This window comes from Paenibacillus sp. BGI2013, assembly GCF_002843485.1.
GTDB classification, from domain to species: Bacteria; Bacillota; Bacilli; order Paenibacillales; family Paenibacillaceae; genus Paenibacillus; species Paenibacillus amylolyticus.
The window spans coordinates 439,368-452,147 of record NZ_PJFA01000006.1; the positions used below are offsets into that span (position 1 = coordinate 439,368).

Below are 12,780 nucleotides of genomic sequence, written 5' to 3' on the forward strand. Positions count from 1 at the left end.
ATTCGCTTCATTCCACCCAATAACGATCCTACGATTCGTTAGAAATTGGTATGTGCAGATTTTCCTAGAATAGAGTGTGCTCGGTTCGTTAGAGTCCGTTCCAAGACACTCTGAGGAGCAAGCTTCGTAGAAGTCTATTCGGGGTTTTCGTGGATACAAACCACTTAGCTAGCCAGGGTGATGGTGGTGTCCTTGCGTCTTGTTTCTTAAGAGCTTAGTTACTTAGGGTTAGTAAAGGTCGTATTCAGGAGGGCACGAATCGGAGTCTGTCCTTTAACTGCCCCGTACCTGTTTTGCTGAATTCCTACCTTCCAGCAACAGTTATATAAGCCTTACCGGGTTTCGGGTTTGCGGTTTGCGGTTTGCGGTTTGCGGTTTGCGGTTTGCGGTTTGCGGTTTTAGAGTCTAATTTTTAACTAGGCAAAAAACACTCATCAAGATTCTTTGCTGCAAACTAGTGACCTCACTAACCATGTTGGACTACACTACCCATGACACATGACACACGAAATAGAAAGAGCTGTCCCCTAACGTCAGACTTATGACGATGGGACAGCTCTTTTTTTCACTTTATATTCAACTTCATATTTATACTCATATCTAACACTCTGCTCAACACAAGATCGAAGCAGACAAAACCATGCAACTACACGCTCTCCACGTCATCTTGAACCCTACTGTACCCCATCATCCCAACCCACTGCTCTCCCTCTCACAACGGCGGTCTACGAATCCAACCCTCGCCTACGTTCTGCTGCAACCGCAGCCGAACAATCGGAACCATCCCTACGAATCAGCCACAACCGTGTGGATCATGATCCGCAGCGCATCCAGCATCATGGGAATAGGCAGCGAAGGGACGGAAGGCTGCAACACCGCCATCTCTGTGGAGGCTGGAAAATGTACAAATCCGGCACGTATCGGAAGTTGCCCTACTCGAATGTGATCCAGCACCCGGTACATCGTGTTGTTGCAGATATATGTACCTGCTGTATTGGACACGGTAGCGGGAATACCCGCTGCGGACATGTCATTCACCATGGCACGAATGGGCAACGTGGAGAACAAACCGTCCGGGCTGCCGTCTACAATTGGCTCGTCCACAGGACGCTGTCCTTGGTTATCCGCGTAGGAGCCTGCCGGAATGTCTTTGGCATTCACGGCGATCCGCTCCGGTGTGATGGATGTTCTGCCCTTGGCCAGCCCACAGGCGATGACGACATCTGGCCGATAGGCTCCCATCTCTGCGATTAGCAGGTCTGCACATTCATCAAAGTGCACGGGCAACAGTACTGTTTTTAGCTCAGCACCCTCGATCACTTCGTTTGCAAGAGCATCCATTAATGCCCCCGTCGGATTCACTGCATCCCCGCCAAAAGGTTCAAACCCGGATATCAGAATCTTCACCATCACACGTCAGCTCCTGTCTGTTTACTCCGATTTGTAACGTAATCCCCACTGGCCCCGAATCGTGTCCATCAGCTTCATGATTTCCAAGGATTCGTCCAGTTTAATGGTGTTGCTCTCCGTCCGACCTTCGAGGATACAACGTCCCGCTTCTTCTGCCTCAAAAGCATAACCAATACATGTTCGATCATCCGTGAACTTCTCCGGCTCGTCCTGACCATTCACATGCAGATAGGCTTCTTTACCCGCCAAGAATAAAGGAAGACGAATCTTGCCTTCCGTACCGTATATGACCGCTTCATTGCTAAGGTTCAGACGAATGGCAGCACTCAGTGATGCAGAACGTCCCTCGGAATAGGACAACAACACGGAAAATTGCTCGTCCACACCCGTCTCACCGATATTGGCCGTACTCCATACATGCTGGGGCTGTTCACCAAAGATCATCGATGCAAAGGAGATCGGGTACACCCCTGCATCCAACAATGCGCCTCCACCCAGATCCGGATTAAGCAACCTACCTTCCGGCTCCCAGCCGACACGGAATCCAAAGTCTGCCTGGAGCAAACGTACTTCACCAATTCGTCCTTCTGCAATCCATGCTCTGGCTTGAGCGATCGGTGGCAAAAAGCGTGTCCACATCCCTTCCATCAGGAAAAGGTTACGCTCCCGTGCCGTCTCCACCAGTTGCTCCAACTGACGCGCGTTCATCGTAAACGGCTTTTCACAGAGCACCGCCTTGCCTGCCTCCAGACAAGCCATTACATTTTCCTTATGCACAGGGTGAGGTGTTGCCACATAGATAATATCTACCTCAGGATCTTGCAGCATTTCATCATAAGAACCGTAAGCGCGTGCAAAACCATATTCATCTGCAAACTTCTCCGCACTTCCCGCTGTCCGTGAACCTACCGCTGCTTTCACAGCGTTTCCCGCATGCTCCAGATCCCTTGCAAACTGGGATGCAATCCATCCCGTGCCCATAATGCCCCAGCGTACTTTGTCCCGTCCCACTACTTCTGTCATATTAAAGCCTCCCTACTGCAATTTGAGTTGAAAAGGTTCATGATTCAGATCAGGCCAACATGTTATCCCCTTTATTTTACCAAAAAGAAACGCTTACGTCAGAAAACGATTTCGATTATGTGCTTTCAATAGACTTCAAGCTCATCAGGGCCTCGAACATATCTGTGTACATTTCAATTCTCCAGTAGATTTGCTAAGATTATCAGCAGACTAGGGCCAAGAAGTCTTGTCCGTAAACATACTTGTAACTAGCGACAATCTGGTTAAACTATCGATCACATCTGATAACGGGATCATATACCCTGTGCTATTAATAAAACATCTGGCTATACTGCAAACGTGCTTTTGACAAGGCAGCCAGTATTCACTACATCATGCCAAACGTATCAATAGACGTTCAATAAAGACGTTCAGGTCCGAGAAAATATGGTACGTTCCAGATTCAATTATTACCTAAACTGTTCCAAAGAGAGGAGGTTGCATAGCACCATGACTACCATCCCCGGTACCGCCCACAGCGGCATGAATCCACACACGTTGCATCACCAGACGAGTCCCAATGCAGAAAAGGAATCCTCAATCCGAGCAGACCTGGATGCATTCTTGAATGATACCCTGATCGAACTTCGTCAGGCAGAACATATTATAACCCGTGGGAAATGGCGCTGGTCCACAACTGAGTTAGCTCATCATACCTTCATATACATGCACAAATTCACAGGCCAACTGATCTTGAATGGAATCCAATCTCACGTGGTTCGCAAATCAGCTTGTCTGTCCCTACCAGGAACTGCAATTGAACTGATTAGTGATGAAGACCATGATATTGAACTGTATATCATTCACTTTGATATGTATCGGGCTACGGAGAAAACAAAAGCCAGACGAATCTACGAACGTGAGCTCAGTTCACCTGTTACAGGCTGGATTCAGGGCCCATTTTACGGTATACAGCGCATTGCCGCACAGCTTACACAATTAAGCAATGAAGGTTTGGAAAGGGGCTTGAAAGCACAGCTCTTCCTGACGGAACTGTTACATATGCTCTGGCCTCAAGAAGACCAGACTGACGTGGGGGCTGGGCAGGATGAACCCGAACAGTGGCTCAGGTCCACCCTGCAATACATGCGCGAAAACTATATGCACGAGATCAAGCTGGAAAAGCTGGCTGAACTGGCTGACATGCACCCGTCCTATTACTCGCAGCTATTCAAGAGCCGCATGCAGAAAAATCCGATTGAATACATCACTCATCTGCGTATGAACCGGGCCAAGGAATTGCTGCTCACTTCAGATCTGCGTATCCGTGATGTGGCTCGTGAAGTGGGTTACCGTGACGAATTTTATTTCAGCCGACGTTTCCGAAACCATGCCGGTTATGCGCCAACTTCCTATTCGAAGCAGGTCCACCGAAATATCGTGTCGCTCTCCTATCCATACACGGACCACCTGATGACACTTGGTATCACGCCATGCGCAGCTCAGATCCAAGGCCATCTTCCTCATATGCCCAAATCGCTGACGTTGCCCTTCCACGCCTACGAACCTTGGGAACAGGGACGTCAGGCTTTCCTGGATGTGAATCCTGAATTGATTCTGACCAAGGACAATGCAGCTGCCAAAGCGATGGAGCATATTGGCGATGTCGCTCCCATCATCACGATTCCCTGGAATCAGACAGATGTCTTTGGTCATCTGCATCAGATTGCATCCATTGTGGATCGTACCCAGGCAGCGACAGATTGGCTGGATCGACATGAACGCAAGGCAGAGCGTGCACGCAAAAAAATCAAGGAACTCCTCGGGAACATCACCGTTGCCGTGGCCACGTTGACCCCTAAAGGTCCACGGATGTACAGTCATCGGAACTTTGGACATGTCTTTTATCGAACCTTGCAATTGGCCGCTCCTCAGCGTATTCAGACCGAACTGGCTGGCAAATCTCCCGGCGTTGGATTCAACTGGCTGCCCTTCACACCAGGAGAATGGGACGGACTTGAGGCAGATGTGCTGGTACTGGCGATTAATTCTATGCATGAAAAGGCAACACTGTTGAAAGAGATGGCTTCGAATCCACTGTGGAACAGCCATCCTGCGGTAAAAAACGGACGTGTACATCTCATCGACTGGAACTCGTGGGTCGTATATGCTCCATATTCCATCAACATCCAGCTCGATGAAGCGCTCTCTATGTTGACGAACAAACCTTCACTTTTGTAATCTAAAAAATGTCCATCTCCAGAATCTTAATTTATGCCATGTACGGGCCTGAATTAAGATTCTATAATGATCACTAATTGATAATGATAATCAATAACAATGAAATACGTTGTTGGTACCAAAGGAGTGACCCGTATTCAACATCCGGGACTGCCACATCGTCCGTCTAATTCAAGAAAATCTGCAGTGACCGTTGGGCTGACGTTTTTGTCTGCCATAGCCATACTGCTGCTAAGTATGTTTGTCGCAATCTCTTTAGGTGCCAAAGGACTAACTCTGGAAACCGTATGGGCTGCCATACTTCAGTACAACCCAGCTTTGACACCACATCAGATTATTCATGAGCTGCGGCTGCCTCGTGTCCTTGCCGCGGTTATTATCGGCGCTGCTTTTGCCGTTGCAGGAGCTTTAATGCAAGGCATTACGCGTAATCCGCTGGCAGACACGGGCATTCTGGGCATCAATGCTGGAGCCACTTTTGTCGTAGCATTGAGCTTTGCCTTTTGGCCCGGACTGCCATACGGCTGGATTATGTTTTTATCATTCGTGGGAGCTGTTCTGGGCACACTGCTTATCTTCCTGCTTGGAATGGCAGCACCTGGTGGTCTGAATTCCATCAGACTGACCGTTGCCGGAGCGGTTATTGCAGCCATGTTAACCTCGCTCAGCACAGGTGTTGCCATTTATTTTGACCTGAGTCAGGATCTGGCCTTCTGGTATGCGGGTGGTTTTGGCGGAATTGAATGGCGGCATCTGAAGTTAATTCTTCCCGTGCTGCTCGTGACGCTGGTGCTGATCATGCCACTCGCCCGGCGTGTATCCCTTATGTCACTCGGTGAAGAAGTGGCGATTAATCTCGGGATCAACTTGCGCTGGACGAGGTTTCTCGCCCTCGCGGCGGTTGTTGTGCTGGCTGGTGTGTCCGTGTCGGCAGTAGGCTCGATTGGATTTGTCGGACTCGTCATCCCTCATATCTCACGCAAACTGGTGGGTGTAGATTATCGACTCATCATTCCGATGTCTTCTCTACTTGGAGCGATATTACTGGTGCTCGCCGATCTGGGCTCACGCATCGTGAACCCGCCCGAGGAGCTCGCGGTAGGCATTATGGTCGCTTTTGTCGGTGTACCGTTCTTCCTCTATCTGGCCCGTAAAGAAAGGAGGGCCTTGTAGCGATGAATTTTAATACACCTTCACGAGGTAAACGTTCGATAGTTGTCAGTATCACGCTGCTCTGTATCGCCATTGCCGTTATTGTGATCAGCCTGAACACGGGAACCATTCGTCTCTCCCCAGCGGCTGTGTTACAGACTCTGCTTGGTAATGGCAGTTCGGATGATCAGATTGTACTGTTTGATTACCGACTGCCTCGCATCCTGGTAACTGTACTGGCCGGAGCGGGACTTGGTATTGCCGGAGCAGCCTTGCAAGGGATCACCCGCAATCCATTGGCGGACCCGGGCATTCTGGGATTACATGCAGGGGCTGCATTTGGACTAATGGTGTTTGTTAGTCTCTCCTTTACGATGGATGGTTCTGTGGCCTTGCTGATCCCGTTGTTTGCTTTTGCAGGCAGTGTTGCTGCCGCCCTGATCATCATGCTGTTATCTTATGATCGGCACAACGGCGTATCACCCATTAAGCTGATTCTGGTGGGAATCGCGGTAGCGGCCGGGTTCCATGCGTTGACACTCTACCTTTCCCTGCGTCTGGATGAAGACACCTATTCCTTTGCCGCTCGCTGGTTGGCAGGAAGCGTCTGGGGCCGGGATTGGATTCATGTACAAGCTTTGCTTCCTTGGGTGGTGTTATGTATCTCGTACATCTGGAGTCGATCCAAAACGCTTGATGCCTTCAACCTTGGTGATGCTGCCGCAACCAGTATTGGGACGCCTGTTCGATCCCAGCGTGTTATTTTGCTGCTCTGTGCCGTGGCCTTGTCTGCCGTCAGTGTATCGATGGCTGGTGGAATCGGCTTTATCGGTCTGGCGGCACCACATCTGGCGCGTAGGCTTGTCGGTCCGATGCATCGGCATCTGATCCCTGCTGCCGGGCTCATCGGTATGGTTATTCTGGTGACCGCTGATACGATCGGGCGAACGATCTTTCAGCCTAATGCCATTCCGGCAGGCGTAGTGGTTGCTGCGATTGGTGCACCTTACTTTTTGTACCTGTTAGTACGAAGCAAGTGATCTTTTTTTCAAAAAACAATAAAGACATCCAAGAGATGTTCAAGGAGAATGTGACTACCCATGTTAAAGAAAAATCTTATGCTTGTCATGAGTATCTGTCTGGTGCTTGTGCTTGCAGCCTGTGGAACGACCAATAATTCATCATCTGCTTCTGGTGGTTCGTCCACGGATACTTCAACCAAGAATCAAGACAACAGTGCAAGTTCGGGAGAGCAACGTATTGCCTCCATGTCGATCCATCTGACCAATGATCTGCTGTCTCTTGGCATTACTCCGGTTGGTTCCGTTATCGGTGGCGAAGCCAAAGGTTTCCTGTCCCATGTTGCTGATCAACTTCAAAATACAACGCCACTTGGTCCGGTTAAAGACCCGGATATGGAAGCTTTGCTTGCCCTGAAACCCGATGTGATCTATCTGGACGAAGAATTCTCCGGTGGTGATCTTGCCAAATTCGAAAAAATTGCTCCGGTGCATGTCTTCAATCTGGATGACGGTACATGGCGCGACCATCTGAAAGACATTGGCAAACTCGTAAATCGCGAGAAGGAAGCTGAGCAATACATTCAGGACTACGCAACCGAAACGGAAGAAGTGAAATCTCTGATTCATGACACGATTGGTGATGGTACTGTGATGGCGATCCGTGTTACTGCCAAAGAATTACGTGTATTCAGTACACGCCGTCCCATGGGTCCCATTTTGTATGAGGATCTCGGTCTGACTCCTGCCAAAGGGATCACAGATATCGATTCGACTAAACCGTATCAAGTCGTCTCCCGTGAAATATTGCCGGACTATGATGCAGATGCGATCTTTGTAGTTGTGAATTCGGATGATGAAGCCCAGACCATGTTCAAGGAGCTACAAAACAATCCGATCTGGCAAGGCCTGAAAGCAGTCAAAGCCGGCCATGTCTACCCGATTGGTGCACAACCTTGGCTGGATTACTCATCGATCGGTAATAAAATGGCCATGGATGAAGCCAAAGAAATGTTCTCCAAAAAATAATTTTCTTACACTCCACACTTAACGTGTGACAATACCAAAAAACCTCTCTTAGAGACCGGAACAGAGTTAGTTATCATGCTCTCTTTCGCTCAAAGTAGAGGTTTTTGTTTTTTTCTTATCTATTTTACTTGTTTACTTTCCAGCCAATCGACCTGGAAATACCTTAAATCCAAAATTAACGACTTGCATTCACTTGACGATATATCAAATCAAACTTAAAATTTAGTTAGTCGACTAACTAAATGTGCATGTTCAAAAAGTCTGGTTTTCTGTACCGAGAAGATGGAACGAAGGTAGAAATGGAGTAGATGATATGAACCCAGTCCAAAATGATCGGTTAATGGGCCAGCTATCCGAACTCGTGAAACTGAAACGCTACAAGGTTCATGAGAAACTTGTGAACCACCCCGAGTTATACCCGGGGCAGCCCCCTTTGCTGTTCCAGCTTGAACGGGAAGATGGCCAATCCCAGAAAAACCTGGCCGAACAACTTCAGCGCAGTCCCGCAACGGTAACCGTGATGCTCAAGCGCATGGAATCATCCGGTTATGTGAGACGTGAAGCAGACCCGAAAGATATGCGCAGTTTGCGGGTATACCTGACGGATCAAGGGCGCTCTGCGCTACAAGAATTGAGAGAAGTGATTCAGGAGTTGGAACAGCAAGCCCAGAAAGATTTTACACCGGAAGAATCCGAGATCATGGCTGCACTTGCACAGCGTATGCTCCAAAACTTGCGTGAAGCTTGAGGTGATGCAGATTCGCGATTGAAGCAGCTAAAGGTATTATGAAATTGATTCACTTATGCTATGAAGATTGAGGTGATTCCCTATTGTGGACGTTAAAACGATTCTTGACCCCGTATAAGTCGGCGGCAATCGTCGCCCCGCTGCTCATGGTACTTGAGGTTACCATGGACCTGCTCCAGCCCAAGCTGATGTCCAGCATCGTGGATGATGGTGTACTTGCAGGGAATCTGCCCCATATCGTGACTACAGGTCTGATCATGCTACTTGTTGCGTTAATCGGCTGGGTTGGCGGCGCAGGCTGTACACTCTATTCAAGTAAAGCTGCCGTTGGATACGGCACAGATCTGCGCCAAGAACTGTTTGACCATATTCAAACCTTCTCCTTCCGCAATCTGGATACGTTTCAGGAAGGATCTCTGATCACTCGTCTGACCAGTGACATTACCCAGATGCAGACCTTTGTACAGATGCTGCTACGGATGTTTATCCGTTCACCAATGCTAATCATCGGTAGTATCATCATGGCGTTTACGATCAGTGTAAAGCTGGCTTTAATTCTTATTGCGACTGTACCGGTGCTGTTTATTATTTTATTTATTCTGATAAAAGCTTCCTATCCGCTGTTCGCCAGTGTGCAGAGCAAGCTTGATCAGGTCAACGCTGTGCTTCAGGAGAATCTTGCCGGCATTCGTGTCGTCAAAGCATTTGCACGTGCACGTCTGGAGAAAAAACGGTTCAAGCAATCCAACGAAGATTACACTACAACCGCCGTCAAAGCCTGGCGTATTGTCACACTGAATGCACCCGTGCTCAGCCTGATGCTGAATGCTACCATTGTAGCGGTGCTGTGGTTCGGAGGTTTCCAGGTAGTCGGAGGCGATATTGCTGCCGGGGATCTGATTGCTTTTATCAACTATGTCACGGTTGTACTCTCTTCCCTCACGTCCATCGGCATGATGATGATGAGTTTCTCCCGCGCCAAGGTATCTGCTGCACGGATCAACGAGGTGTTACATACACAGCCGGATATTCAATCGGGAACCGATAACTCCGGGAATGTACAGTCATCCCCGTCTACTCGTGATCAGTCCCGAAACCAAACGTCTTCTCTTCCCTCCCACACAGGCGGTCAAGTGGAGTTCAGAGACGTATCTTTCCGTTATGACGGAGACCATGCACTCACTGACATTAACCTGAAGGCTCGCCCGGGTGAGAAAGTGGCCCTGATCGGTTCAACAGGTTCAGGCAAAACCTCGCTGGTGCAGCTGATTCCCCGTCTATACGATGCTTCGCAGGGTGAAGTGCTCGTGAATGGGGTGAACGTTCGTCACTGGGATCTTCAAGATCTTCGCAGCCGTGTGTCCATTGTGCTACAGGAATCCATTCTGTTCAGCGGCAGCATCCGGGATAACATTTGCTTCGGCCGGCCCGGTGCAACGGATGCTGAATTGCGTGCTGCGGCACAAGCTGCGGCAGCGGATGATTTTATTATGAAACTGAAAGACGGGTATGACACGGAACTGGGCCAGCGCGGGGTCAATCTGTCTGGTGGGCAGAAACAGCGGATTTCCATTGCACGCGCCCTGCTCATGCGACCGGAAGTACTGATTCTGGATGATAGCACCAGTGCTGTGGATCTGCGTACGGAAGCGAGCATTCAGAAGGCTTTGCAATCTTTGATGAAAGACAGCACGACCTTTTTGATTGCACAGCGGATCTCCTCCGTGAAGGATGCAGACTGTATATATGTTATTGATGAAGGACAGATCGTTGCCAGGGGCACACATGATGACCTTATGGCTCATTCGACTCACTATAATGCCATCTATTATTCGCAGCAACGGAAGGAGGATGTTCAATTTGGCTAAACCTGCATCTTCCTCCATACAACAAACGGCCGTGCCTCCCATCGGAAGACCCGGACCAGCAGGCAGAGGACCTGTTCCCAAAGTCAGAGCCAAAAATGCTCGCCATGCCCTGATCCGGGTATGGTCGTACATGGGACGTCATCGCAAAGGAGTCATTGCTGCATTAGTGCTGACGGCTCTTGGAACACTGCTCAATCTGGCAGGACCTTACCTTCTCGGCCGTGCCGTTAACGAACATATCGTTCCCAAAGTAACAGCGGGTTTGCTGAAGGAATGTCTCCTCTTGCTGAGTGTTTATGTCCTTGGCTCACTCCTGATGTGGGCTCAATCCTATGTCATGATTGGTGTGTCCCAACTGACCGTTAAAGATCTGCGACATGCGTTGTTCTCCCGACTGCAAGAGCTGCCTATCCATTTTTTTGATAAAAATCAAAGCGGGGATCTCATGAGCCGGGCGACCAATGATATCGATAACGTATCTACAACGCTGAATCAAAGCGTAACTCAATTGATGTCCAGTGCCATCCTGCTCGTTGGCTCCTTGTCGATCATGTTTGCACTTGATGTACGGCTTACCCTGCTCAGTCTGGTGACTGTACCCTTCATTACCATCGCCACTCGCCTGATCGCGTCAAGAACACGTAAACACTTCACCGCCCAGCAGAAATTGCTTGGTGAGCTTAATGGGTATGCTCAGGAAACCATTGCTGGACAAAAAGTCGTAGCGGCTTATAACCGTCAGGATCAGGCACATCAACATTTTGAGAATTTGAACGAGAAACTGCGCACATCCAGCACACAGGCCCAGACCGTTTCGGGTTTGGTTGGACCTACGATGAACGTGATGAACAATATCGGGTTTGCCATACTGGCTTCTGTAGGTGGATGGATGGCTTATCATGAAATGACGTCCATCGGACTGATCGTCAGCTTTCTCGCTTACTCCCGCCAGATTGAGCGGCCGCTGAGCGATCTGGCCAATCAGTACAATCTCATTCAGGCTGCAATCGCAGGTGCTGAACGTGTGTTCCACATTATGGATACGCCTGGTGAATACGTAGTGGAACAGAAGAAACAACTGGATCAGATTCAAGGCAAAGTGGTATTTGAAGACGTCTCTTTCGGATACAGTGCGGAGCGAGACATTTTGAAGAAGGTCAGTTTTACTGCAAAACCTGGTGAGATGATTGCACTTGTTGGACCCACCGGCGCAGGCAAAACGACCATTATCAACCTGTTGCCCCGTTTCTACGAGATTACAGGCGGACGGATTACCATCGATGGATGTAACATCTCGGAACTGGAGAAGGATCAACTCCGTCGGCAACTCGGCATTGTACTTCAGGATGCCTACCTGTTCTCGGGTACCATTCGCGACAATCTCGCTTACGGCAAGCCCGACGCAACCGATGAACAGATCAGGCAAGCGGCTGAGCTGGCGAATGCACATTCGTTCATCCGAAAACTGTCACAAGGTTACGACACCCCCATCATTTCCGGGGGAAGCAACCTGAGTCAGGGACAACGACAACTGCTGACCATTGCCCGGGCAATTCTGGCTGATCCGGCCATTCTTATTCTGGATGAAGCAACAAGCAGCATTGATACGCGTACGGAGATGCACATTCAGGAAGCGATGCGCACTTTAATGAAAGACCGTACCAGCTTTGTCATCGCCCACAGGCTGAGCACGATTCGTGAAGCCGATCAGATTCTCGTCATTGATGATGGGCAGATCGCTGAACGGGGCAACCATGATGAGTTGATGAAGCAACAAGGATTCTACTATCAGTTACATCAGGGACAGCTCAATAAGTCGAACTAAAGCGACTCTGCAAAGTTAATCCATGCCGAAGTGGACCTTAGCGCGTACGGAGCAAGCGAATGTGCTGTATCCTGAATGTGGGAGAACATGTCCTTCGCGTGCGAACAAGCGATCAATATGCCACAAAAGTGGATTTTCTCTATTCCAAATGAAAAGCTCCACTCCGTGCCGGGCGGGCTTGAGGACATCGTCCAGCTCGCGGTTGGAACAGAGCAAGAGCGTAAACTAACGAATCTGAGGCGCCTTATTCAAGCTTTTGAAGCTCCCTCAGAAATCTAAAGAACCTGAGACACGTTATATCCAAATAAACAGCCATTTTCAGCGTTTTTTCATGGGATGTTGGGAAATAACGTGTCTGATGGACCTATGTCAAAAAAGTAGACACTACGCTGCGGATTTGTCCGTAAATTTCATCGCAAAACGAGCAGGGGAAAGATACCCTAGCGCGCCATGCATTCGCTTGCGGTTGTAATAGAACTCAATGTA

At 49.1% G+C, this 12,780-nt stretch carries 10 protein-coding genes; 8 read left to right on the forward strand and 2 right to left on the reverse strand.

The window, feature by feature from the left end; genetic code table 11:
* Positions 1-786 precede the first annotated feature (786 nt).
* Positions 787-1,410 carry a pyroglutamyl-peptidase I gene (locus CXK86_RS17880; protein WP_180361786.1) on the reverse strand — a complete coding sequence of 208 codons (624 nt, stop codon included), beginning with the start codon at positions 1,408-1,410 and terminating at the stop codon, positions 787-789.
* Positions 1,411-1,431: 21 nt separating this feature from the next.
* Entirely contained in the window at positions 1,432-2,433 is a 1,002-nt protein-coding gene (locus CXK86_RS17885; RefSeq protein ID WP_076214403.1) for a Gfo/Idh/MocA family protein, read from the reverse strand.
* 489 nt (positions 2,434-2,922) lie between these two features.
* On the opposite strand from CXK86_RS17885, the gene CXK86_RS17890 reads away from it, so the two are divergent.
* The 8 genes from CXK86_RS17890 to CXK86_RS32120 all read left to right on the forward strand — a co-directional run bounded on the left by CXK86_RS17890 (position 2,923) and on the right by CXK86_RS32120 (position 12,573).
* The gene (locus CXK86_RS17890; RefSeq protein WP_180361787.1) at positions 2,923-4,653 is read left to right on the forward strand and encodes an AraC family transcriptional regulator; all 1,731 of its coding nucleotides are present in this window, start codon (positions 2,923-2,925) and stop codon (positions 4,651-4,653) included.
* A gap of 99 nt (positions 4,654-4,752) precedes the next feature.
* Entirely contained in the window at positions 4,753-5,826 is a 1,074-nt protein-coding gene (locus CXK86_RS17895; protein ID WP_101314190.1) for a FecCD family ABC transporter permease, read from the forward strand.
* A 2-nt stretch (positions 5,827-5,828) separates the two neighbouring features.
* The gene (locus CXK86_RS17900) at positions 5,829-6,845 is read left to right on the forward strand and encodes a FecCD family ABC transporter permease (protein ID WP_076214398.1); all 1,017 of its coding nucleotides are present in this window, start codon (positions 5,829-5,831) and stop codon (positions 6,843-6,845) included.
* A 60-nt stretch (positions 6,846-6,905) separates the two neighbouring features.
* Complete coding sequence (locus tag CXK86_RS17905; RefSeq protein ID WP_101314191.1) at positions 6,906-7,853, forward strand: iron-hydroxamate ABC transporter substrate-binding protein; 948 nt, start codon at positions 6,906-6,908, stop codon at positions 7,851-7,853.
* Positions 7,854-8,166: 313 nt separating this feature from the next.
* Complete coding sequence (locus CXK86_RS17910) at positions 8,167-8,601, forward strand: MarR family winged helix-turn-helix transcriptional regulator (RefSeq protein WP_101314192.1); 435 nt, start codon at positions 8,167-8,169, stop codon at positions 8,599-8,601.
* Between the two features lie 83 nt (positions 8,602-8,684).
* Positions 8,685-10,469 carry an ABC transporter ATP-binding protein gene (locus CXK86_RS17915; RefSeq protein WP_101314193.1) on the forward strand — a complete coding sequence of 595 codons (1,785 nt, stop codon included), beginning with the start codon at positions 8,685-8,687 and terminating at the stop codon, positions 10,467-10,469.
* Positions 10,453-12,294 (forward strand): ABC transporter ATP-binding protein, encoded by a 1,842-nt coding sequence (locus CXK86_RS17920; RefSeq protein ID WP_257467902.1) that lies wholly within the window; start codon positions 10,453-10,455, stop codon positions 12,292-12,294. Before CXK86_RS17915 ends, CXK86_RS17920 begins: the two co-directional genes overlap by 17 nt.
* Before the next feature lie 75 nt (positions 12,295-12,369).
* A complete protein-coding gene (locus CXK86_RS32120; protein WP_180361788.1) occupies positions 12,370-12,573 on the forward strand; it encodes a hypothetical protein in 204 nt (67 codons plus the stop codon).
* Positions 12,574-12,780 lie beyond the last annotated feature (207 nt).

Coding starts and splice junctions, on each gene's coding strand:
- CXK86_RS17880 (WP_180361786.1), bottom strand. CDS start 1,410: ATGGTGAAGATTCTGATATCCGGGTTTGAACCTTTTGGCGGGGATGCA.
- CXK86_RS17885 (WP_076214403.1), bottom strand. CDS start 2,433: ATGACAGAAGTAGTGGGACGGGACAAAGTACGCTGGGGCATTATGGGC.
- CXK86_RS17890 (WP_180361787.1), top strand. CDS start 2,923: ATGACTACCATCCCCGGTACCGCCCACAGCGGCATGAATCCACACACG.
- CXK86_RS17895 (WP_101314190.1), top strand. CDS start 4,753: ATGAAATACGTTGTTGGTACCAAAGGAGTGACCCGTATTCAACATCCG.
- CXK86_RS17900 (WP_076214398.1), top strand. CDS start 5,829: ATGAATTTTAATACACCTTCACGAGGTAAACGTTCGATAGTTGTCAGT.
- CXK86_RS17905 (WP_101314191.1), top strand. CDS start 6,906: ATGTTAAAGAAAAATCTTATGCTTGTCATGAGTATCTGTCTGGTGCTT.
- CXK86_RS17910 (WP_101314192.1), top strand. CDS start 8,167: ATGAACCCAGTCCAAAATGATCGGTTAATGGGCCAGCTATCCGAACTC.
- CXK86_RS17920 (WP_257467902.1), top strand. CDS start 10,453: ATGTTCAATTTGGCTAAACCTGCATCTTCCTCCATACAACAAACGGCC.
- CXK86_RS32120 (WP_180361788.1), top strand. CDS start 12,370: ATGTGGGAGAACATGTCCTTCGCGTGCGAACAAGCGATCAATATGCCA.